Below are 19,446 nucleotides of genomic sequence, written 5' to 3' on the forward strand. Positions count from 1 at the left end.
CGATTCCGAGCGAACCTGAAGACCGTTTGAGGGCTTATCCATGCCAAGAAGACGCGTAGCAGCCAAGCGCGAAGTGCTTGACGATCCAAAATACGGCAGCCAGATCCTGGCCAAGTTCATGAACCACGTAATGGAAAGCGGCAAGAAAGCCGTTGCCGAGCGTATCGTTTATGGCGCGCTGGAAAAGGTTAAAGAACGCAAGAACAGCGATCCCCTGGAAATCTTCGAGAAAGCTCTCGACGCCATCGCTCCGCTGGTCGAAGTAAAGTCGCGCCGTGTAGGCGGTGCTACTTACCAGGTTCCGGTCGAAGTTCGTCCGTCCCGTCGTAACGCTCTGGCAATGCGCTGGTTGGTAGACTTCGCTCGCAAGCGCGGCGAGAAGTCTATGGCTCTGCGTTTGGCTGGCGAACTGTTGGATGCTGCCGAAGGCAAAGGTGCTGCAGTTAAGAAGCGTGAAGACGTGCACCGTATGGCTGAAGCCAACAAGGCTTTCTCGCACTACCGCTTCTAATTTTAGCGTCACTAATTTTGCGAGGGCTTTATGGCTCGTACTACACCGATTAACCGCTACCGTAACATTGGTATCGTTGCTCACGTGGATGCTGGTAAAACCACCACCACCGAGCGCGTCCTTTTTTACACTGGCAAAAGTCACAAGATGGGCGAGGTGCATGACGGCGCCGCGACCACAGACTGGATGGTGCAGGAGCAGGAGCGTGGTATTACCATTACTTCTGCTGCTATTACCGCCTTCTGGCAGGGTTCTGCGAAGCAGCACAAGGACCAATACCGCTTCAACGTCATCGATACTCCCGGTCACGTAGACTTCACTATTGAAGTTGAACGTTCCCTGCGTGTACTCGACGGCGCTGTCGTTGTGTTCTGTGGTACTTCGGGCGTTGAGCCGCAGTCCGAAACCGTATGGCGTCAAGCCAACAAGTACGGTGTTCCACGTATCGTTTACGTGAACAAGATGGACCGTGCCGGTGCAAACTTCCTGCGCGTGATCGCTCAGATCAAGCAGCGCCTGGGTCACACCCCGGTGCCTATCCAGTTGGCTATCGGTTCCGAAGACAACTTCCAGGGTCAGATCGATCTGATGACCATGGAAGCGGTTTACTGGAACGATGCCGACAAGGGCATGACTCCACGTCGAGAAGCTATCCCTGCTGAGTTGCAGGAGCTGGCTGAAGAGTGGCGCAGCAACATGGTTGAGGCTGCGGCCGAAGCCAGCGAAGAGCTGATGAACAAGTACCTTGAAGGTGAAGAACTCACCATCGAGGAAATCAAGGCCGCTCTGCGTCAGCGTACTATCGCTGGTGAGATCGTTCTGGCTGTTTGCGGTTCTTCCTTCAAGAACAAGGGTGTTCCCCTGGTTCTCGACGCTGTTATCGACTACCTGCCTGCACCAACTGATATTCCTGCCATCAAGGGTACTGACCCGGATGACGAGGAAAAGCAGATGGAGCGTCATGCAGACGACAACGAGCCGTTCTCGGCTCTGGCGTTCAAGATCGCTACCGACCCATTTGTGGGTACCTTGACCTTCGTCCGCGTTTACTCGGGCGTGTTGGCCTCCGGCGACGGCGTGATCAACTCGGTCAAAGGCAAGAAAGAGCGCGTGGGTCGTATGGTGCAAATGCACGCAAACGCCCGTGAAGAGATCAAGGAAGTGCGCGCTGGCGACATCGCGGCCTTGATCGGCATGAAGGATGTCACCACTGGTGAGACTTTGTGCAACGCTGACAAGCCAATCATCCTGGTTCGCATGGACTTCCCGGAGCCGGTTATTTCGGTTGCCGTTGAGCCAAAGACCAAGGATGACCAGGAAAAAATGGGTATCGCTCTGGGCAAGCTTGCTCAGGAAGACCCGTCTTTCCGCGTCAAAACTGATGAAGAGACTGGTCAGACGATCATCTCCGGCATGGGCGAGTTGCACCTGGACATCCTGGTTGACCGGATGCGCCGTGAGTTCAACGTCGAAGCCAACATCGGTAAGCCTCAGGTTTCCTATCGTGAGCGCATCACGAAGAACTGTGAAATCGAAGGCAAGTTCGTTCGTCAGTCCGGCGGTCGTGGCCAGTTCGGTCACTGCTGGATCCGTTTTGCTCCTGCTGACGAAGGTCAGGAAGGTCTGCAATTCGTGAACGAAGTAGTGGGTGGTGTGGTTCCTAAGGAATACATCCCGGCTATCCAGAAGGGTATCGAAGAGCAGATGAAGAACGGTGTTGTTGCCGGCTATCCGCTGATCGGCCTGAAGGCTACCGTGTTTGATGGTTCCTACCACGACGTCGACTCGAACGAGATGGCGTTCAAGGTGGCTGCTTCCATGGCGACCAAGCAACTGGCCCAGAAGGGTGGTGGTGAGCTGCTTGAGCCGATCATGGCGGTAGAGGTTGTTACGCCTGAAGACTATATGGGTGACGTGATGGGCGACCTTAACCGTCGTCGCGGCATGATTCTGGGTATGGAAGATACGGTCTCCGGTAAGGTGATCCGTGCTGAAGTTCCGTTGGGCGAGATGTTCGGTTATGCGACCGACGTTCGTTCGATGTCCCAGGGTCGCGCAAGCTACTCTATGGAATTCAAAAAATACAATACAGCTCCGTCGCACATCGTCGAAACTGTTACCAAAAAACAAGGCTGATTCAGCCCCTTTAGGCTAGGAGTTAATTGTCGTGGCTAAAGAAAAATTTGATCGTTCCCTTCCGCACGTCAACGTTGGCACCATCGGTCACGTTGACCACGGTAAAACCACTCTGACTGCTGCTCTGACTCGCGTCTGCTCCGAAGTTTTCGGTTCGGCTCGTGTTGACTTCGACAAGATCGACAGCGCACCAGAAGAGAAAGCTCGCGGTATCACCATCAACACCGCGCACGTTGAGTACAACTCGAGCATTCGTCACTACGCTCACGTTGACTGCCCAGGTCACGCTGACTATGTGAAGAACATGATCACCGGTGCTGCCCAGATGGACGGCGCGATCCTGGTTTGCTCGGCCGCTGATGGTCCGATGCCACAAACCCGTGAGCACATCCTGCTGTCCCGTCAGGTAGGCGTTCCGTACATCGTGGTTTTCCTGAACAAGGCTGACCTGGTAGACGACGCTGAGCTGCTGGAACTGGTTGAGATGGAAGTGCGCGATCTACTGAGCACTTACGACTTCCCAGGTGACGACACTCCAATCATCATTGGTTCGGCCCGTATGGCGCTGGAAGGCAACGATGAAAACGAGATGGGCACCACTGCTGTCAAGAAGCTGGTTGAAACTCTGGACAGCTACATCCCAGAGCCAGAGCGTGCTATCGACAAGCCGTTCCTGATGCCAATCGAAGACGTGTTCTCGATCTCCGGTCGCGGCACTGTTGTGACTGGTCGTATCGAGCGCGGTATCGTTCGCGTTCAGGACCCACTGGAAATCGTTGGTCTGCGTGATACCACTGTCACCACCTGCACCGGTGTTGAGATGTTCCGCAAACTGCTCGACGAAGGTCGTGCTGGCGAGAACTGCGGCGTTCTGCTGCGTGGCACCAAGCGTGACGACGTTGAGCGTGGTCAGGTTCTGGTTAAGCCGGGTTCGGTTAAGCCGCACACCAAGTTCACCGCAGAAGTTTACGTTCTGAGCAAGGAAGAAGGCGGTCGTCACACTCCGTTCTTCAAAGGCTACCGTCCACAGTTCTACTTCCGTACTACTGACGTGACTGGTAACTGCGAGCTGCCAGAAGGCGTTGAAATGGTAATGCCAGGTGACAACATTCAGATGACTGTTACCCTGATCAAAACCATCGCGATGGAAGATGGTCTGCGTTTCGCTATCCGTGAAGGCGGTCGTACCGTCGGCGCTGGCGTCGTAGCCAAAATCATCGAGTGATCTCTTTGTTGAGATAGCTTCGATGCTTTGAAAAAGCCCCCGCTCAGCGGGGGCTTTTTTATTGGGTTGACACCTATCTGGGGCGTCTATAGAATTGCGCCTCCTTTTAACGGGCGTATTGCGCTCGGTGGGAATAGCAGCCGGAGTCTGAAATCCAATGCAAAATCAGCAAATCCGTATCAGGTTGAAGGCTTTTGACCATCGCCTGATCGACCAATCCACCCAGGAAATCGTGGAAACCGCGAAACGTACTGGTGCTCAAGTGCGTGGTCCAATTCCACTGCCTACCCGTAAAGAGCGGTTCACCGTTCTGGTCTCCCCGCACGTCAACAAAGACGCGCGTGACCAGTACGAGATCCGTACTCATAAGCGCGTTCTGGACATCGTCCAGCCAACGGATAAAACCGTTGATGCTCTTATGAAGCTTGATCTTGCGGCCGGTGTGGAAGTGCAGATCAGCCTCGGCTAAGACTCGGTCTTAGTCGTGTAACGCTCTGAAATGGGCGGCCATAGCGGGTGAAAGCCCCGTACACTCATGAGGTTTACAACATGACTATTGGTGTAGTCGGTCGTAAATGCGGTATGACCCGTATTTTCACCGAAGAAGGTGTCTCCATTCCGGTCACGGTCATTGAGATCGAGCCGAATCGCGTCACCCAGTTCAAAACTGAAGAGACCGATGGCTATCGTGCAGTGCAAGTCACTGTCGGCGAGCGTCGTGCTTCGCGTGTAACAGCAGCTCAGGCTGGCCACTTCGCTAAAGCGAACGTTGCCGCTGGTCGTACCGTAATGGAATTCCGTCTTGAAGAAGGCGAGTACCAGGCCGGCGATCTGATCAACGCTGAAATCTTCGCCGCTGGTCAACTGGTTGATGTAACCGGTCAGTCCAAAGGTAAAGGCTTCCAGGGTACGATCAAGCGTTGGAATTTCCGCGGGCAAGATAATACCCACGGTAACTCCGTATCCCACCGCGTTCCAGGCTCTATCGGCCAGTGCCAGACTCCTGGTCGTGTATTCAAGGGCAAAAAAATGTCCGGTCATATGGGCGCTGAGCGCGTGACCGTGCAGTCCCTCGAAGTAGTGCGCGTGGACGCTGAACGCAATCTGTTGTTGGTCAAGGGCGCTGTTCCTGGCGCTACTGGCGGCAACTTGGTTGTACGTCCAGCAGCCAAGGCTCGCGGTTAAGGGGAAGCTGACATGCAATTAAATGTAAATGACGCTCAAGCGATCGAAGTTTCCGAACTGACATTTGGCGGCGAATTCAACGAGACGCTGGTTCACCAAGCAGTCGTGGCCTACATGGCCGGCGGCCGTCAGGGTAGCAAGCAGCAAAAGACCCGTTCCGACGTTCGTGGTGGCGGTAAGCGTCCATGGCGTCAGAAAGGTACTGGCCGTGCTCGTGCCGGTACTATCCGTAGCCCAATCTGGCGTGGCGGCGGTACCACTTTCGCAGCTCGTCCTCAGGATCACTCCCAGAAGCTGAACAAGAAGATGTATCGCGCAGCAATGCGTTCCATTCTTGCTGAGCTGGTGCGTACTGATCGTCTGGTTGTGGTTCAGGATTTCGCCGTTGAAACGCCGAAAACCAAAGACCTGCTGGGCAAGCTGAACAACATGAGCCTGACCGACGTTCTGATCGTGTCGGACGCTGTTGATCAGAACCTGTACCTGGCTGCTCGTAACCTGCCACACGTAGATGTACGTGACGTGCAAGGTTCCGATCCAGTTAGTCTGATCGCATACGACAAGGTGTTGATCACCGTGTCGGCCGTGAAGAAATTCGAGGAGCTGCTGGGATGAACCAGGAACGCGTATTTAAAGTTCTGCTTGGCCCGCACGTTTCCGAGAAGGCTACGGTTCTGGCAGACAAGAAAGGCCAGTTCGTTTTCAAGGTTGCTACTGATGCAACCAAGCTGGAAATCAAGAAGGCCGTCGAAAGCCTGTTCAGCGTGAAAGTAGAGCGTGTTACTACCCTGAATGTTCTGGGTAAGAGCAAGCGCACTGCTCGCGGTCTGGGCAAGCGTAATGACTGGAAGAAGGCAGTTATCTCCCTTCAACCAGGCCAAGATCTCGATTTCAGCAGCAGTGCTGAGTAAGGAAGGGGTGCATCATGGCAATCGTTAAATGCAAACCGACTTCCCCTGGCCGCCGTTTTGTGGTCAAGGTGGTCAACCAGGAGCTGCATAAAGGCGCTCCTCACGCACCGCTGCTCGAGAAAAAATCGAAGACTGGTGGTCGTAACAACAATGGTCGTATTACCACTCGTCACATTGGTGGTGGCCATAAGCAGCATTATCGTCTGGTCGATTTCCGTCGCAACGACAAAGATGGCATCTCTGCCACTGTCGAGCGTATTGAATACGATCCAAACCGTACTGCTCACATCGCTCTGCTGCTGTACGCAGATGGCGAGCGTCGCTACATCATCGCCCCTAAAGGCGTGAGTGCTGGTGACCAGCTGATCGCAGGTGCTTTGGCGCCGATCAAGCCGGGCAACGCTCTGCAACTGCGTAACATTCCAGTTGGTAGCACCGTACACGGCATCGAATTGAAGCCAGGTAAAGGCGCGCAAATCGCTCGTTCCGCTGGTGCTTCGGCTCAGCTGATCGCTCGTGAAGGTGTCTACGTGACCCTGCGTCTGCGTTCTGGTGAGATGCGTAAAGTGCTGGCTGAATGCCGTGCGACCCTGGGTGAAGTCTCGAACTCCGAGCACAGCCTGCGTTCGCTGGGTAAAGCTGGTGCCAAACGCTGGCGTGGCGTTCGCCCAACCGTTCGTGGTGTTGCCATGAACCCGGTTGACCACCCACATGGTGGTGGTGAAGGTCGTACCTCTGGTGGTCGTCATCCGGTATCGCCATGGGGCTTCCCGACTAAGGGCGCGAAGACTCGTGGTAATAAGCGTACCGACAAAATGATCGTCCGTCGTCGCAAGTAAATAGAGGGATACGACAGTGCCACGTTCTCTGAAAAAAGGTCCTTTTATCGATCTTCACCTACTGAAGAAGATCGAAGTGGCGGCGGAAAAGAACGATCGCAAACCAGTTAAAACCTGGTCGCGCCGTTCGATGATCCTGCCACAAATGGTCGGTCTGACCATCGCAGTACACAACGGTCGTCAACACGTCCCAGTTCTCGTTAACGAAGACATGGTCGGCCACAAACTGGGCGAGTTCGCCGGTACCCGCACTTATCGTGGGCACGTGGCAGACAAGAAAGCCAAGCGTTAAGGGGTTAGGAAATGGAAGTAGCCGCTAAGTTGTCGGGCGCTCGAATCTCCGCCCAGAAAGCCCGCTTGGTCGCCGACCAGATCCGCGGGAAGAAGGTGGGCGAAGCGCTCAACCTGTTGGCTTTCAGCAGTAAGAAAGCCGCCGAGATCATGAAGAAAGTGCTGGAGTCGGCCGTAGCCAACGCCGAGCATAACGAAGGCGCAGACGTTGATGACCTGAAGGTCAGCACCGTTTTCGTCAACGAAGGGCGTTCGCTGAAGCGCATCATGCCGCGTGCCAAAGGCCGTGCTGATCGCATCGTCAAGCGGTCTTGCCATATCACTGTCAAGGTTGCTGACAAGTAACGGAGTCGAAGAGATGGGTCAGAAAGTACATCCCATTGGCATTCGCCTGGGAATCGTCAAGGAGCACACCTCCGTCTGGTACGCAGACGGTCGGACTTATGCGGACTACTTGTTCGCTGATCTGAAGGTGCGTGAGTATCTCCAAGACAAACTAAAAAGCGCGTCCGTCAGCCGTATCGATATCCATCGTCCGGCTCAGACTGCACGTATCACCATCCACACCGCTCGTCCAGGTATCGTTATCGGGAAGAAAGGTGAAGATGTTGAGAAACTGCGTCAGGACCTGACCAAGCAAATGGGTGTGCCTGTGCACATCAATATCGAAGAGATCCGCAAGCCGGAACTCGACGGTATGCTGGTTGCGCAGAGCGTAGCTCAGCAGCTGGAGCGTCGCGTAATGTTCCGTCGCGCTATGAAGCGCGCTGTTCAGAACGCCATGCGCATTGGTGCCAAAGGCATCAAAATCCAAGTGAGCGGTCGTCTCGGCGGTGCTGAAATCGCACGTACTGAATGGTATCGCGAAGGTCGTGTGCCACTGCACACCCTGCGTGCCGACATCGACTATGCCAACTACGAAGCTCACACCACTTACGGTGTGATCGGTGTAAAGGTTTGGATCTTCAAAGGCGAAGTAATTGGTGGTCGCCAAGAAGAACTGAAACCACAAGCACCAGCGCCTCGTAAAAAAGCTGCTAAGTAAGGGGTACGCCAAATGTTGCAACCAAAGCGTACGAAGTTCCGCAAGCAAATGACTGGTCACAACCGTGGCCTGGCATTGCGCGGTAGCAAAGTCAGCTTCGGCGAGTATGCGCTGAAGTCTGTAGCTCGTGGTCGTCTCACCGCTCGTCAGATCGAGTCAGCGCGTCGTGCTCTGACCCGTCACGTAAAACGTGGTGGCAAGATCTGGATCCGTGTATTCCCGGACAAGCCTATTTCCAAAAAGCCACTCGAAGTTCGGATGGGTAAAGGTAAGGGTAACGTGGAGTACTGGGTTGCCCAGATTCAGCCAGGCAAAGTCCTGTATGAAATCGAGGGTGTTTCTGAAGAGCTGGCGCGTGAGGCTTTCGCCCTGGCTGCTGCAAAGCTGCCGCTCGCCACCTCCTTTGTTAAACGGACGGTGATGTGATGAAAGCGAATGAACTTCGTGAAAAATCCGCACAGCAGCTGAACGAGCAACTGCTCGGCTTGCTGCGCGACCAGTTCAATCTGCGTATGCAGAAAGCAACTGGCCAGTTGGGGCAGTCTCATCTGCTCTCGCAAGTTAAGCGTGACATCGCTCGCGTGAAGACTGTGCTCAACCAGCAGGCAGGTAAGTAATCATGGCTGAAGCCGAAAAAACTGTCCGTACGCTGACTGGCCGTGTTGTCAGCGACAAGATGGACAAAACCATCACCGTTCTGATCGAGCGTCGCGTTAAGCACCCGATCTACGGTAAATACGTTAAGCGTTCGACTAAGCTGCACGCGCACGACGAAACCAATCAGTGCCACATCGGCGACAAAGTCACTATTCGTGAAACTCGTCCTTTGGCCAAGACCAAGTCTTGGGCGCTGGTTGATGTTCTCGAACGCGCTGTGGAAGTCTAAGGACTAGGGGTCGGAGAAATTATATGATTCAGACTCAATCCATGCTCGATGTGGCCGATAACAGCGGCGCTCGCCGTGTTATGTGCATCAAGGTGCTGGGTGGCTCCCATCGTCGTTACGCTGGTATCGGTGACATCATCAAAGTTACCGTCAAGGAAGCAATTCCTCGCGGTAAAGTGAAAAAAGGCCAAGTGATGACTGCTGTTGTGGTCCGCACTCGTCACGGCGTACGTCGTGCTGATGGCTCCATTATCCGCTTTGATGGCAACGCTGCTGTTCTTCTGAACAACAAGCAAGAGCCGATCGGCACCCGTATCTTTGGGCCAGTGACCCGTGAACTTCGTACTGAGAAGTTCATGAAGATCGTCTCGCTCGCCCCAGAAGTGCTGTAAGGAGATCCGACATGCAAAAGATTCGTCGTGACGACGAGATCATCGTGATCGCCGGCAAAGACAAAGGTAAGCGCGGTAAGGTGCTTAAGGTTCTCGCTAACAACCGTTTGGTTATTGGCGGTCTGAACCTGGTCAAGCGTCATACCAAGCCTAACCCGATGTCGGGCGTGCAGGGCGGTATCGTCGAAAAAGAGGCTCCACTGGATGCTTCTAACGTCGCCATTTTCAACGGCGAAACCAACAAGGCTGACCGCGTTGGTTTCAAAGTAGAAGACGGCAAGAAAATTCGTGTCTTCAAGTCGACCCAAAAAGCGGTTGATGCTTGAACACTGCTAGGTAGATGAGACCATGGCACGACTAAAAGAGATTTACCGGAAGGAAATCGCACCGAAACTTAAGGAAGAACTTAAGCTTTCGAACGTGATGGAAGTTCCGCGCGTTACCAAAATCACCCTGAACATGGGTCTGGGCGAAGCGATCGGCGACAAAAAAGTCATCGAGCACGCTGTTGCTGACCTGGAAAAGATCACCGGCCAGAAAGTCGTTGTGACCTACGCTCGGAAATCCATCGCTGGCTTTAAAGTCCGTGAAGGTTGGCCGATCGGCGTCAAAGTGACCCTGCGCCGTGAGCGTATGTACGAGTTCCTGGATCGTCTGCTGTCGATCTCCCTGCCTCGGGTTCGCGACTTCCGCGGCCTGAATGCCAAGTCCTTCGATGGTCGTGGTAACTACAGCATGGGCGTTAAAGAGCAGATCATCTTCCCGGAAATCGACTACGACAAGATCGATGCTCTCCGCGGTCTGGACATCACCCTGACCACCACTGCCAAGAACGATGATGAAGGCCGCGCTCTGCTGCGTGCGTTCAAATTCCCGTTCCGCAACTGATTGGAGTAGGACCATGGCCAAGATGAGCATGAAAAACCGCGAGCTGAAGCGTCAGCTCACGGTTGCCAAGTACGCCAAGAAGCGTGCAGCACTGAAAGCTATCATCGTTGATCTGAACGCAAGTCCAGAAGCGCGTTGGGAAGCTACAGTAGCTCTGCAGAAGCAGCCACGTGACGCAAGCGCCTCGCGCATGCGTAACCGCTGCCGCCTGACCGGTCGTCCACATGGCGTTTACCGCAAGTTCGGCCTCGGCCGTAACAAACTGCGTGAAGCGGCAATGCGTGGTGACGTACCTGGTCTGGTTAAAGCCAGCTGGTAAGCACTATCAAAGTCTCGGTGTTCGGGATCGCAAGATCCTGACCACCGGTGACCTTGAAAATGAATCAAGCCCCTATTGGGGCTTGATTCATTTGTGGGGTGTGTCTAGAATACCCGGCTCGCCTGAGCCCGTGCTTTTTTTGCGCGGATGTACTCGGCGACACGTAATAGCCGCAAGGCTAATTTTTTGTGTATTAGGAGCGTCTAGCCCATGAGTATGCAGGACCCGTTAGCGGACATGCTAACTCGAATCCGTAATGCCCAGATGGCTGAAAAGTCCGTCGTAAGCATGCCATCTTCTACTTTGAAGGTAGCTGTTGCCAAAGTCCTGAAGGACGAAGGTTACATTGCGGGTTATCAGATCAGCAGCGAAATCAAACCACTGCTGTCCATCGAGCTGAAGTACTTCGAAGGCCGTCCAGTCATCGAAGAAGTGAAGCGCGTTAGCCGTCCAGGCCTGCGTCAGTACAAGTCCGTCGATGATCTGCCAAAAGTTCGTGGCGGTCTCGGTGTGTCTATCGTCTCCACCAACAAAGGTGTGATGACGGATCGTGCTGCGCGCGCTGCCGGTGTCGGCGGCGAAGTTCTTTGCACTGTGTTCTAAGGGGGGATAAGCATGTCACGCGTCGCTAAGAACCCCGTTAAGCTGCCAGCCGGTGTCGAAGTCAAATTCGCAGGCCAACAGCTTTCGGTGAAGGGTGCCAAGGGTACTCTTGAACTGAACATCCATTCGTCCGTTGAGATTGTTGAAGAAGCTGGTGAGCTGCGTTTCGCTGCTCGCAATGGCGATCAACAAACTCGCGCAATGGCTGGTACCACTCGTGCGTTGGTTAACAACATGGTCCAAGGCGTAAGCCAAGGCTTCGAGCGCAAGCTCCAGCTGGTCGGTGTTGGTTACAAAGCGCAAGCAAAAGGCACAGTGCTGAACCTGGCTCTTGGCTTCTCGCACCCAGTGGATTATGAACTGCCGGAAGGCATCACCGCTGAGACTCCTAGCCAGACCGATATCCTGATCAAGGGCATCGATAAGCAGCTGGTAGGTCAAGTGGCCGCCGAGATCCGCGACTTCCGTCCACCAGAGCCGTACAAAGGCAAAGGTGTGCGCTACGCGGACGAAGTCGTCCGTCGTAAAGAAGCCAAGAAGAAGTAGGGCATAGCAAATGACCGACAAAAAAGTTACTCGACTGCGTCGCGCTCGCAAAGCACGCCTGAAAATGCACGAACTCGAAGTCGTGCGTCTCTGCGTGTTCCGCTCGTCGCAGCACATCTACGCCCAGGTCATTTCGGCCGACGGCAACAAAGTCCTGGCAAGTGCCTCGACTTTGGATAAAGAACTGCGTGATGGCGCCACTGGCAACATCGACGCGGCCACTAAGGTTGGCCAGCTGGTCGCTACGCGTGCTAAAGCCGCTGGCGTCTCGCAGGTGGCTTTCGACCGCTCTGGCTTCAAGTACCACGGCCGCGTCAAGGCGCTGGCTGATGCTGCTCGTGAAGCTGGGCTGGAGTTCTAAGTTATGTCAAATAACGACCAAAAGCGCGACGAAGGCTACATCGAGAAGCTGGTTCAAGTTAACCGCGTAGCCAAAACCGTTAAAGGCGGCCGTATCTTCACTTTCACCGCGTTGACCGTGGTTGGTGATGGTAAAGGGCGTGTTGGCTTCGGCCGTGGCAAGTCGCGTGAAGTGCCTGCTGCGATCCAGAAGGCAATGGAAGCTGCTCGCCGCAACATGATCCAGGTTGATCTGAACGGCACCACTCTGCAGTACGCAATGAAGTCCGCCCATGGCGCTTCGAAGGTGTACATGCAGCCGGCTTCTGAAGGTACCGGTATCATCGCTGGCGGCGCTATGCGTGCTGTTCTCGAAGTTGCTGGCGTTCAGAACGTTCTGGCCAAGTGCTACGGCTCGACTAACCCGGTAAACGTGGTTCACGCCACTTTCAAAGGTTTGAAAGCTATGCAGTCTCCTGAATCCATTGCCGCCAAGCGTGGCAAAAGCGTCAAGGAGATCTTCTGATCATGGCTACCGTTAAAGTTACGCTGATCAAAAGCATGACCGGCCGCATCCCTAACCACAAACTGTGCGTTAAGGGTCTGGGTCTGCGTCGCATCGGTCACACTGTAGAAGTACTTGATACTCCCGAGAACCGCGGGATGATCAACAAGGCTTACTACATGCTGCGTGTCGAGGGTTAATCGATGAAACTCAATGATCTGAGTCCAGCGCCGGGTTCCCGTCGCGAAAAGCATCGTCCGGGCCGTGGTATCGGTAGTGGTTTGGGCAAGACCGGTGGCCGTGGCCACAAAGGTCAGTCCTCCCGCTCCGGTGGCACCATTGCTCCAGGCTTTGAAGGCGGTCAACAGCCGCTGCATCGTCGCCTGCCGAAGTTCGGTTTCGTTTCCCTGAAAGCAATGGATCGCGCAGAAGTGCGTTTGTCCGAGCTGGCTAAAGTGGAAGGCGACATCGTCACCGTGCAGTCCCTGAAAGATGCCAACGTGATCAACGTCAACGTTCAGCGTGTGAAAATCATGCTGTCCGGCGAAGTTGCTCGCGCTGTCACCATCGGAAAGGGAATCGGCGCCACCAAAGGTGCGCGTGCGGCTATCGAAGCAGCTGGCGGCAAGTTCGAGGAATAAATGGCTAAGCAAGGTGCTCTCTCTGCGCTCGGCAAAGGCGGTATGTCTGAACTATGGGCTCGTCTGCGTTTTCTATTCTTGGCGATTATCGTCTATCGAATAGGCGCACACATCCCGGTTCCAGGTATCAACCCGGACCGACTCGCGGACCTGTTTCGACAGAATGAGGGGACCATTCTTAGCTTGTTCAACATGTTTTCCGGCGGCGCGCTGGAGCGGATGAGCATCTTTGCACTGGGGATCATGCCGTACATTTCGGCATCGATCATCATGCAGCTGATGACCGCCGTCAGCCCGCAGCTGGAGCAGTTGAAGAAGGAAGGTGAAGCTGGTCGTCGCAAGATCGCCCAGTACACCCGCTACGGCACTGTCGTCCTCGCTCTCGTTCAGGCAATTGGCATGTCCATTGGTCTGGCAGGGCAGGGTGTTGCGTTCACTGGTGACTTTGGCTTCCATTTCGTCGCGGTATCCACGTTTGTGGCTGGTGCGATGTTCATGATGTGGCTGGGTGAGCAGATTACTGAGCGTGGTGTTGGCAACGGTATCTCGATGTTGATTTTCGCAGGTATCGTCGCCGGTCTTCCGAGAGCAATTGGGCAGTCTTTCGAGTCTGCACGTCAGGGTGACATCAACATTTTTGCCCTGGTTGCCATCGGTTTGCTGGCAGTAGCGATTATCGGTTTCGTGGTGTTCATTGAGCGTGGTCAGCGTCGTATTGCTGTTCATTACGCCAAGCGTCAGCAGGGCCGCAAGGTCTTTGCTGCGCAGACTAGCCACTTGCCGCTGAAGGTGAATATGGCCGGTGTTATTCCGGCCATTTTCGCGAGCAGCATTTTGCTGTTTCCGGCTTCGCTGGGTACCTGGTTTGGTCAGTCTGAAGGTATGGGCTGGCTGCAGGACATCTCGCAGTCGATCGCTCCTGGTCAGCCGTTGAATATTCTGCTGTTTAGTGCAGGGATTATTTTCTTCTGCTTCTTCTATACGGCGTTGATGTTCAATCCGAAAGACGTAGCGGAAAACCTGAAGAAGTCCGGTGCCTTTATTCCGGGCATCCGTCCGGGTGAGCAGTCTGCGCGCTACATTGATGGCGTTCTGACTCGTTTGACCCTGTTCGGTGCTCTATATATGACGGCCGTGTGCTTGTTGCCCCAGTTTCTGGTGGTTGCAGCAAACGTTCCGTTCTACCTTGGCGGGACCTCGTTGCTGATCGTCGTCGTGGTTGTGATGGACTTCATGTCCCAAGTACAATCGCACCTCGTTTCGCACCAGTACGAATCCCTGATGAAGAAAGCCAACCTGAAGGGTTACGGCAGCGGCATGTTGCGCTGAGTACCCATAAGGTTCGAGGAGTTGGTGATGAAAGTTCGTGCATCGGTGAAAAAGCTGTGCCGTAACTGCAAAATTATTCGCCGCGAAGGTGTTGTTCGAGTAATTTGCAGCGCGGAACCGCGTCACAAACAGCGCCAAGGCTGAGTGTGATTGTGCTTCAAGCCCGGCAGCTAGTGCGCTGCCGGGTTGATTATTTGTTATTACAGCGATATTATCTCGCGCCCTATTTCTTGGCTTCCGGGGCGTAGGTAGCTGTCAATTGGAGTCCCACTGAATGGCCCGTATTGCAGGCGTTAACATTCCAGATAACAAGCATACTGTTATCTCGCTGACCTACATCTATGGTGTTGGTCGCACTACTGCACAGAAAATTTGTGCAGTGACTGGGGTAAACCCAGCCGCAAAGATCAAAGATCTGAGCGACGAGCAGATTGAACAGCTGCGTGGCGAAGTGGCGAAGTTCACCACTGAAGGTGACCTGCGTCGCGAAATCAACATGAAAATCAAGCGTTTGATGGACCTCGGTTGCTATCGCGGTCTGCGTCATCGTCGTGGTCTTCCAGTGCGCGGTCAGCGTACCAAGACTAACGCGCGTACCCGTAAAGGTCCGCGTAAGCCGATCCGCAAGTAATCGCCCCAGCGAATCGACAGGAAATTAATCATGGCTAAACCTGCTGCTCGTCCTCGTAAAAAAGTTAAAAAGACAGTGGTTGATGGCATCGCCCACATCCATGCATCTTTTAACAACACAATCGTGACCATCACCGACCGTCAAGGCAACGCTCTTTCCTGGGCTACCTCCGGTGGTTCGGGTTTCCGCGGTTCCCGCAAGTCCACCCCGTTCGCTGCTCAAGTAGCTGCTGAACGTGCTGGTCAAGCTGCGCTGGAATACGGCCTGAAAAACCTCGACGTTAACGTCAAAGGTCCAGGCCCAGGTCGTGAATCCGCAGTCCGCGCTTTGAACGGCTGTGGCTACAAGATCGCCAGCATCACCGACGTGACGCCAATCCCGCACAACGGGTGCCGTCCGCCGAAGAAGCGCCGCGTGTAATCCAGGAGATTGTAAAGAATGGCTCGTTACATTGGTCCAAAATGCAAACTCGCTCGTCGCGAAGGCACCGATCTCTTTCTGAAGAGCGGCGTGCGCGCGATCGAATCGAAGTGCAACATTGAAGCAGCACCTGGTATCCACGGCCAACGCCGCGGTCGCCAGTCCGATTACGGCACCCAACTGCGTGAAAAGCAGAAGGTCCGTCGTATCTACGGCGTTCTCGAGCGTCAATTCAGCGGCTACTACAAAGAAGCTGCTGGCAAGAAAGGTGCAACCGGTGAAAACCTGCTGCAACTGCTCGAATGCCGTCTGGACAACGTTGTATACCGTATGGGTTTTGGCTCTACTCGTGCCGAATCCCGTCAGCTGGTATCGCACAAGTCGATCAGCGTTAACGGTCAGACCGTAAACGTTCCGTCTTACCAGGTTCGTGCTGGTGACGTGGTCGCAGTTCGCGAGAAAGCAAAGAACCAACTTCGCATTGTCCAAGCTCTCGATCTGTGTGCCCAACGTGGCCGCGTAGAATGGGTAGAAGTAGACACTGAGAAGAAGTCGGGCGTTTTCAAGAACGTTCCTGCTCGCAGTGATCTGTCCGCCGACATCAACGAAAGCCTGATTGTCGAGCTCTACTCCAAGTAAGGGCTAGAAAATAGGTGCATCCATGCAGATTTCGGTAAATGAGTTCCTGACACCCCGCCATATTGATGTGCAGGTTGTCAGTCCAACCCGCGCCAAGATCACTCTCGAGCCTCTCGAGCGTGGTTTCGGCCACACCCTGGGCAACGCGCTGCGCCGCATCCTGTTGTCCTCAATGCCCGGCTGTGCAGTAGTCGAGGCCGAGATTGACGGTGTACTCCATGAGTACAGCGCCATCGAAGGCGTACAGGAAGACGTAATTGAAATCCTGTTGAACCTTAAAGGTCTGGCTATCAAGCTGCACGGTCGTGACGAAGTTACGCTGACCTTGTCGAAGAAGGGTTCGGGGGTGGTTACCGCTGCCGATATTCAGCTGGATCATGATGTCGAGATCGTTAACCCCGATCACGTAATCGCTAACCTGGCGTCTAACGGCGCCCTGAACATGAAGCTCACCGTAGCTCGTGGTCGTGGTTATGAGCCGGCAGACTCGCGTCAGAGCGATGAAGACGAAAGCCGCAGCATCGGTCGCTTGCAGCTTGACTCTTCGTTCAGCCCGGTTCGCCGTATCGCATACGTGGTGGAAAACGCCCGTGTCGAACAGCGTACTAACCTGGACAAGCTGGTTATTGATCTGGAAACCAACGGTACCCTGGATCCTGAAGAGGCTATCCGTCGTGCTGCAACCATTCTGCAACAGCAGTTGGCTGCGTTCGTCGACCTCAAAGGTGACAGTGAGCCAGTGGTTGTCGAGCAGGAAGACGAGATTGATCCGATCCTGCTTCGCCCGGTTGACGATCTGGAACTGACTGTACGTTCGGCTAACTGCCTTAAGGCGGAAAACATCTACTACATCGGTGACCTGATTCAGCGTACCGAAGTAGAGCTGTTGAAGACTCCGAACCTTGGCAAGAAATCCTTGACTGAAATCAAGGACGTTCTGGCCTCCCGCGGTCTGTCCCTCGGCATGCGCCTCGACAACTGGCCGCCTGCAAGTCTTAAGAAGGACGACAAGGCGACTGCCTGATCGTCGTAATCACCGAACGTAGTGTTTGGTAAGGAATGAACCATGCGTCATCGTAAAAGTGGTCGTCACCTGAGCCGCACCAGCTCGCACCGCAAGGCCATGTTTCAAAACATGGCGGTGTCGCTGTTCGAGCACGAGCTGATCAAAACTACACTGCCAAAAGCCAAAGAACTGCGCCGCGTTGCTGAGCCGCTGATCACTTTGGCCAAGACAGACAGCCTGGCTAACCGCCGTCTGGCTTTCGACCGTACTCGTTCGAAAGCTATCGTTGGTAAGCTCTTCAACGACCTGGGCAAGCGTTACGCTACCCGTGAGGGTGGCTACCTGCGCATCCTCAAGTGCGGTTTCCGCGCTGGCGACAACGCGCCTATGGCGTACGTCGAGTTGGTTGATCGTGCTGTCGGCGGTGAAGCTGTATCCGCTGAGTAAGACGTCAGTCTGAAACAAGAAACCGGGCCTAGTGCCCGGTTTTTTGTGCCTGTAAGAAACGCGCTGTTTGTACAAGCTTCTTCCTGGGTCAAGTTGTCATCATGGGATGGGGGATGGTCATTAGTAATTTTCTATCGATGCCTGCAAATTAATGAATTTGTAGGTGTCACATTGAATGATCAATACTCCTTCTCAGCCGATTAGCCGGCAGTTCAAGACCGACAGAGGAAGGAAAATCGCATGAGCCAAAATAAAACGCTTACAACCGCCAGTGGCGCTCCTGTCGCCGACAACCAGAATTCCCGTTCCGCCGGCGCGCGCGGTCCTTTGCTGCTCGATGATTTCCACCTGATTGAGAAGCTTGCTCACTTCAATCGTGAAAACATCCCCGAGCGTCGTGTACACGCCAAAGGCTCAGGTGCTTACGGTACATTTACTGTGACTCGCGATATCACTCAGTACACCAGTGCCAAGCTATTTGAGTCCATCGGCAAACAAACCCCGACATTCTTGCGATTCTCAACCGTAGGTGGCGAACGCGGTTCAGCCGACACCGAACGTGATCCCCGCGGTTTTGCCCTGAAGTTCTACACAGAGGAAGGCAACTGGGACATCGTCGGTAACAACACCCCGGTTTTTTTCATTCGTGATCCGCTGAAGTTCCCCGACTTCATCCATACCCAGAAACGCCTGCCGCAAAGCAATCTGAAAAGCGCGCAGGCGATGTGGGATTTCTGGTCGCATTCGCCTGAGGCGTTGCACCAAGTCACCATTTTGTTTTCGGATCGCGGCATTCCCGACGGTTATCGGCACATGCACGGCTTCGGTAGCCACACCTACAGCCTGATCAACGCCAATGGCGAGCGTCACTGGGTGAAGTGGCACTATAAAACCAGGCAAGGGATCAAGAACCTCGCGCCGGCAGAAGCAGCGCGCCTGGCGGGTACCGATCCGGATTACGCACAGCGTGACTTGTTCGGTGCGATTGAGCGCGGTGATTTCCCGAAATGGAGTGTCAACATTCAGATCATGACCGAAGCCCAAGCGGCGGCTCATTACGAGAACCCGTTTGACGTGACCAAAACCTGGTCGCAGAAAGAGTTCCCACTGATCGAAGTGGGTGAATTGGAGCTCAACCGTAATCCGCTGAACTACTTTGCTGAAGTCGAGCAAGCGGCGTTCGGTCCGAGCAACATGGTCCCGGGTGTTGGTCTATCGCCTGATCGCATGCTGCAAGGCCGTGTGTTCGCTTACGCTGATGCCCACCGCTACCGTGTTGGCACCAATCACCAGCAATTGCCGGTGAATGCGCCTCGCAGCCCGGTCAACACCTACCAGCGCGACGGCTCCATGGCGTTTGGCGGCAATGGTGGTGCAGCGCCGAACTACGAGCCGAACAGCTACGTAGAATCACCGAAACAGGCACCGCGCTATGCGGAACCTGCCTTGGCCCTGAATGGCGCGGCTGATCGTTACGATCATCGCGAAGATACCGACTACTACAGTCATGCTGGGGCGCTGTTCCGCCTGATGAACGATGAGCAGAAAAACCTGCTGGTCAACAACATTGCCGGCGCCATGGCTGGTGTTTCCAGCGATGTGGTCGATCGCCAATTGCAGCATTTCTTCAAGGCCGATCCGGCGTATGGAGAAGCAATCGCAAAGGCACTCAACGTACAGCTTAACTAAGTCTAAACGATAAGCAGAACCGC

General features: G+C 54.5%; 32 protein-coding genes. All 32 read left to right on the forward strand.

All coding sequences use genetic code 11. The features are described from left to right. Nucleotides 1–40: 40 nt before the first annotated feature. Nucleotides 41–511 carry a 30S ribosomal protein S7 gene (rpsG, locus tag MEB48_RS17710; protein WP_002555493.1) on the forward strand — a complete coding sequence of 157 codons (471 nt, stop codon included), beginning with the start codon at nt 41–43 and terminating at the stop codon, nt 509–511. A gap of 30 nt (nt 512–541) precedes the next feature. Next, nucleotides 542–2,647: an elongation factor G gene (gene fusA, locus MEB48_RS17715; RefSeq protein WP_030131211.1), complete on the forward strand. Its 2,106-nt coding sequence runs from the start codon at nt 542–544 to the stop codon at nt 2,645–2,647. 31 nt (nt 2,648–2,678) lie between these two features. Then, nucleotides 2,679–3,872 (forward strand): elongation factor Tu, encoded by a 1,194-nt coding sequence (gene tuf, locus MEB48_RS17720; protein ID WP_237885332.1) that lies wholly within the window; start codon nt 2,679–2,681, stop codon nt 3,870–3,872. A gap of 157 nt (nt 3,873–4,029) precedes the next feature. After that, the gene (rpsJ, locus tag MEB48_RS17725) at nt 4,030–4,341 is read left to right on the forward strand and encodes a 30S ribosomal protein S10 (RefSeq protein ID WP_003186070.1); all 312 of its coding nucleotides are present in this window, start codon (nt 4,030–4,032) and stop codon (nt 4,339–4,341) included. Nucleotides 4,342–4,421: 80 nt separating this feature from the next. Beyond that, the gene (gene rplC / locus MEB48_RS17730) at nt 4,422–5,057 is read left to right on the forward strand and encodes a 50S ribosomal protein L3 (RefSeq protein WP_003186059.1); all 636 of its coding nucleotides are present in this window, start codon (nt 4,422–4,424) and stop codon (nt 5,055–5,057) included. 12 nt (nt 5,058–5,069) lie between these two features. Beyond that, entirely contained in the window at nt 5,070–5,672 is a 603-nt protein-coding gene (gene rplD / locus MEB48_RS17735) for a 50S ribosomal protein L4 (protein WP_003228735.1), read from the forward strand. After that, a complete protein-coding gene (gene rplW, locus MEB48_RS17740; protein WP_002555488.1) occupies nt 5,669–5,968 on the forward strand; it encodes a 50S ribosomal protein L23 in 300 nt (99 codons plus the stop codon). Before rplD ends, rplW begins: the two co-directional genes overlap by 4 nt. A 14-nt stretch (nt 5,969–5,982) precedes the next feature. Beyond that, a complete protein-coding gene (gene rplB / locus MEB48_RS17745) occupies nt 5,983–6,807 on the forward strand; it encodes a 50S ribosomal protein L2 (protein ID WP_003176423.1) in 825 nt (274 codons plus the stop codon). 16 nt (nt 6,808–6,823) lie between these two features. Next, a complete protein-coding gene (gene rpsS / locus MEB48_RS17750; protein WP_002555486.1) occupies nt 6,824–7,099 on the forward strand; it encodes a 30S ribosomal protein S19 in 276 nt (91 codons plus the stop codon). An 11-nt stretch (nt 7,100–7,110) separates the two neighbouring features. Continuing rightward, on the forward strand, nt 7,111–7,443 hold the full coding sequence (gene rplV / locus MEB48_RS17755; protein WP_003103908.1) for a 50S ribosomal protein L22: 333 nt from the start codon (nt 7,111–7,113) through the stop codon (nt 7,441–7,443). A 13-nt stretch (nt 7,444–7,456) separates the two neighbouring features. Continuing rightward, on the forward strand, nt 7,457–8,143 hold the full coding sequence (gene rpsC, locus MEB48_RS17760) for a 30S ribosomal protein S3 (protein WP_003176422.1): 687 nt from the start codon (nt 7,457–7,459) through the stop codon (nt 8,141–8,143). A gap of 12 nt (nt 8,144–8,155) precedes the next feature. Next, nucleotides 8,156–8,569 (forward strand): 50S ribosomal protein L16, encoded by a 414-nt coding sequence (gene rplP / locus MEB48_RS17765; protein ID WP_019409905.1) that lies wholly within the window; start codon nt 8,156–8,158, stop codon nt 8,567–8,569. After that, nucleotides 8,569–8,760: a 50S ribosomal protein L29 gene (gene rpmC / locus MEB48_RS17770; RefSeq protein WP_002555481.1), complete on the forward strand. Its 192-nt coding sequence runs from the start codon at nt 8,569–8,571 to the stop codon at nt 8,758–8,760. Before rplP ends, rpmC begins: the two co-directional genes overlap by 1 nt. Before the next feature lie 2 nt (nt 8,761–8,762). After that, nucleotides 8,763–9,029, forward strand: coding sequence for a 30S ribosomal protein S17 (gene rpsQ / locus MEB48_RS17775; RefSeq protein WP_003176419.1), 267 nt, complete (start codon nt 8,763–8,765; stop codon nt 9,027–9,029). A gap of 23 nt (nt 9,030–9,052) precedes the next feature. Then, nucleotides 9,053–9,421: a 50S ribosomal protein L14 gene (rplN, locus tag MEB48_RS17780; protein ID WP_002555479.1), complete on the forward strand. Its 369-nt coding sequence runs from the start codon at nt 9,053–9,055 to the stop codon at nt 9,419–9,421. An 11-nt stretch (nt 9,422–9,432) separates the two neighbouring features. After that, the gene (gene rplX, locus MEB48_RS17785; protein ID WP_003176416.1) at nt 9,433–9,747 is read left to right on the forward strand and encodes a 50S ribosomal protein L24; all 315 of its coding nucleotides are present in this window, start codon (nt 9,433–9,435) and stop codon (nt 9,745–9,747) included. Between the two features lie 22 nt (nt 9,748–9,769). Further along, nucleotides 9,770–10,309 (forward strand): 50S ribosomal protein L5, encoded by a 540-nt coding sequence (gene rplE / locus MEB48_RS17790; RefSeq protein ID WP_003210069.1) that lies wholly within the window; start codon nt 9,770–9,772, stop codon nt 10,307–10,309. A gap of 13 nt (nt 10,310–10,322) precedes the next feature. Further along, a complete protein-coding gene (gene rpsN / locus MEB48_RS17795; protein ID WP_003176414.1) occupies nt 10,323–10,628 on the forward strand; it encodes a 30S ribosomal protein S14 in 306 nt (101 codons plus the stop codon). A gap of 210 nt (nt 10,629–10,838) precedes the next feature. Continuing rightward, entirely contained in the window at nt 10,839–11,231 is a 393-nt protein-coding gene (rpsH, locus tag MEB48_RS17800) for a 30S ribosomal protein S8 (protein WP_003186040.1), read from the forward strand. A 12-nt stretch (nt 11,232–11,243) separates the two neighbouring features. After that, entirely contained in the window at nt 11,244–11,777 is a 534-nt protein-coding gene (gene rplF / locus MEB48_RS17805; protein WP_003176412.1) for a 50S ribosomal protein L6, read from the forward strand. A 10-nt stretch (nt 11,778–11,787) separates the two neighbouring features. Beyond that, entirely contained in the window at nt 11,788–12,138 is a 351-nt protein-coding gene (gene rplR, locus MEB48_RS17810) for a 50S ribosomal protein L18 (protein ID WP_003186037.1), read from the forward strand. Between the two features lie 3 nt (nt 12,139–12,141). Then, nucleotides 12,142–12,642, forward strand: coding sequence for a 30S ribosomal protein S5 (rpsE, locus tag MEB48_RS17815; RefSeq protein ID WP_003186035.1), 501 nt, complete (start codon nt 12,142–12,144; stop codon nt 12,640–12,642). Nucleotides 12,643–12,644: 2 nt separating this feature from the next. Next, entirely contained in the window at nt 12,645–12,821 is a 177-nt protein-coding gene (gene rpmD / locus MEB48_RS17820) for a 50S ribosomal protein L30 (protein ID WP_003186033.1), read from the forward strand. Between the two features lie 3 nt (nt 12,822–12,824). After that, on the forward strand, nt 12,825–13,262 hold the full coding sequence (gene rplO, locus MEB48_RS17825) for a 50S ribosomal protein L15 (RefSeq protein WP_134103401.1): 438 nt from the start codon (nt 12,825–12,827) through the stop codon (nt 13,260–13,262). Next, nucleotides 13,263–14,591, forward strand: coding sequence for a preprotein translocase subunit SecY (gene secY, locus MEB48_RS17830; protein ID WP_007896784.1), 1,329 nt, complete (start codon nt 13,263–13,265; stop codon nt 14,589–14,591). It begins immediately after the preceding gene. A 27-nt stretch (nt 14,592–14,618) separates the two neighbouring features. Next, entirely contained in the window at nt 14,619–14,735 is a 117-nt protein-coding gene (gene rpmJ / locus MEB48_RS17835) for a 50S ribosomal protein L36 (RefSeq protein WP_002555468.1), read from the forward strand. A gap of 130 nt (nt 14,736–14,865) precedes the next feature. Then, the gene (gene rpsM, locus MEB48_RS17840) at nt 14,866–15,222 is read left to right on the forward strand and encodes a 30S ribosomal protein S13 (RefSeq protein WP_003186020.1); all 357 of its coding nucleotides are present in this window, start codon (nt 14,866–14,868) and stop codon (nt 15,220–15,222) included. Between the two features lie 30 nt (nt 15,223–15,252). Continuing rightward, the gene (rpsK, locus tag MEB48_RS17845) at nt 15,253–15,642 is read left to right on the forward strand and encodes a 30S ribosomal protein S11 (RefSeq protein ID WP_002555466.1); all 390 of its coding nucleotides are present in this window, start codon (nt 15,253–15,255) and stop codon (nt 15,640–15,642) included. A gap of 18 nt (nt 15,643–15,660) precedes the next feature. Beyond that, a complete protein-coding gene (gene rpsD / locus MEB48_RS17850; RefSeq protein WP_003176404.1) occupies nt 15,661–16,281 on the forward strand; it encodes a 30S ribosomal protein S4 in 621 nt (206 codons plus the stop codon). A gap of 22 nt (nt 16,282–16,303) precedes the next feature. Then, complete coding sequence (locus MEB48_RS17855) at nt 16,304–17,305, forward strand: DNA-directed RNA polymerase subunit alpha (protein ID WP_003186012.1); 1,002 nt, start codon at nt 16,304–16,306, stop codon at nt 17,303–17,305. Nucleotides 17,306–17,347: 42 nt separating this feature from the next. After that, nucleotides 17,348–17,734 carry a 50S ribosomal protein L17 gene (gene rplQ / locus MEB48_RS17860; protein WP_007924175.1) on the forward strand — a complete coding sequence of 129 codons (387 nt, stop codon included), beginning with the start codon at nt 17,348–17,350 and terminating at the stop codon, nt 17,732–17,734. Nucleotides 17,735–17,974: 240 nt separating this feature from the next. After that, a complete protein-coding gene (locus MEB48_RS17865) occupies nt 17,975–19,423 on the forward strand; it encodes a catalase (protein ID WP_237885333.1) in 1,449 nt (482 codons plus the stop codon). Nucleotides 19,424–19,446: the final 23 nt, after the last annotated feature.

It is taken from the genome of Pseudomonas sp. PGPR40 (assembly GCF_022014505.1).
GTDB lineage: Bacteria > Pseudomonadota > Gammaproteobacteria > Pseudomonadales > Pseudomonadaceae > Aquipseudomonas.

Bases quoted from the DNA above. Each gene is read 5' to 3' on its own strand.
- rpsG (WP_002555493.1), top strand. From the start codon at position 41: ATGCCAAGAAGACGCGTAGCAGCCAAGCGCGAAGTGCTTGACGATCCA.
- fusA (WP_030131211.1), top strand. From the start codon at position 542: ATGGCTCGTACTACACCGATTAACCGCTACCGTAACATTGGTATCGTT.
- rpsJ (WP_003186070.1), top strand. From the start codon at position 4,030: ATGCAAAATCAGCAAATCCGTATCAGGTTGAAGGCTTTTGACCATCGC.
- rplC (WP_003186059.1), top strand. From the start codon at position 4,422: ATGACTATTGGTGTAGTCGGTCGTAAATGCGGTATGACCCGTATTTTC.
- rplD (WP_003228735.1), top strand. From the start codon at position 5,070: ATGCAATTAAATGTAAATGACGCTCAAGCGATCGAAGTTTCCGAACTG.
- rplW (WP_002555488.1), top strand. From the start codon at position 5,669: ATGAACCAGGAACGCGTATTTAAAGTTCTGCTTGGCCCGCACGTTTCC.
- rplB (WP_003176423.1), top strand. From the start codon at position 5,983: ATGGCAATCGTTAAATGCAAACCGACTTCCCCTGGCCGCCGTTTTGTG.
- rplV (WP_003103908.1), top strand. From the start codon at position 7,111: ATGGAAGTAGCCGCTAAGTTGTCGGGCGCTCGAATCTCCGCCCAGAAA.
- rpsC (WP_003176422.1), top strand. From the start codon at position 7,457: ATGGGTCAGAAAGTACATCCCATTGGCATTCGCCTGGGAATCGTCAAG.
- rplP (WP_019409905.1), top strand. From the start codon at position 8,156: ATGTTGCAACCAAAGCGTACGAAGTTCCGCAAGCAAATGACTGGTCAC.
- rpmC (WP_002555481.1), top strand. From the start codon at position 8,569: ATGAAAGCGAATGAACTTCGTGAAAAATCCGCACAGCAGCTGAACGAG.
- rpsQ (WP_003176419.1), top strand. From the start codon at position 8,763: ATGGCTGAAGCCGAAAAAACTGTCCGTACGCTGACTGGCCGTGTTGTC.
- rplN (WP_002555479.1), top strand. From the start codon at position 9,053: ATGATTCAGACTCAATCCATGCTCGATGTGGCCGATAACAGCGGCGCT.
- rplX (WP_003176416.1), top strand. From the start codon at position 9,433: ATGCAAAAGATTCGTCGTGACGACGAGATCATCGTGATCGCCGGCAAA.
- rplE (WP_003210069.1), top strand. From the start codon at position 9,770: ATGGCACGACTAAAAGAGATTTACCGGAAGGAAATCGCACCGAAACTT.
- rpsN (WP_003176414.1), top strand. From the start codon at position 10,323: ATGGCCAAGATGAGCATGAAAAACCGCGAGCTGAAGCGTCAGCTCACG.
- rpsH (WP_003186040.1), top strand. From the start codon at position 10,839: ATGAGTATGCAGGACCCGTTAGCGGACATGCTAACTCGAATCCGTAAT.
- rplF (WP_003176412.1), top strand. From the start codon at position 11,244: ATGTCACGCGTCGCTAAGAACCCCGTTAAGCTGCCAGCCGGTGTCGAA.
- rplR (WP_003186037.1), top strand. From the start codon at position 11,788: ATGACCGACAAAAAAGTTACTCGACTGCGTCGCGCTCGCAAAGCACGC.
- rpsE (WP_003186035.1), top strand. From the start codon at position 12,142: ATGTCAAATAACGACCAAAAGCGCGACGAAGGCTACATCGAGAAGCTG.
- rpmD (WP_003186033.1), top strand. From the start codon at position 12,645: ATGGCTACCGTTAAAGTTACGCTGATCAAAAGCATGACCGGCCGCATC.
- rplO (WP_134103401.1), top strand. From the start codon at position 12,825: ATGAAACTCAATGATCTGAGTCCAGCGCCGGGTTCCCGTCGCGAAAAG.
- secY (WP_007896784.1), top strand. From the start codon at position 13,263: ATGGCTAAGCAAGGTGCTCTCTCTGCGCTCGGCAAAGGCGGTATGTCT.
- rpmJ (WP_002555468.1), top strand. From the start codon at position 14,619: ATGAAAGTTCGTGCATCGGTGAAAAAGCTGTGCCGTAACTGCAAAATT.
- rpsM (WP_003186020.1), top strand. From the start codon at position 14,866: ATGGCCCGTATTGCAGGCGTTAACATTCCAGATAACAAGCATACTGTT.
- rpsK (WP_002555466.1), top strand. From the start codon at position 15,253: ATGGCTAAACCTGCTGCTCGTCCTCGTAAAAAAGTTAAAAAGACAGTG.
- rpsD (WP_003176404.1), top strand. From the start codon at position 15,661: ATGGCTCGTTACATTGGTCCAAAATGCAAACTCGCTCGTCGCGAAGGC.
- MEB48_RS17855 (WP_003186012.1), top strand. From the start codon at position 16,304: ATGCAGATTTCGGTAAATGAGTTCCTGACACCCCGCCATATTGATGTG.
- rplQ (WP_007924175.1), top strand. From the start codon at position 17,348: ATGCGTCATCGTAAAAGTGGTCGTCACCTGAGCCGCACCAGCTCGCAC.
- MEB48_RS17865 (WP_237885333.1), top strand. From the start codon at position 17,975: ATGAGCCAAAATAAAACGCTTACAACCGCCAGTGGCGCTCCTGTCGCC.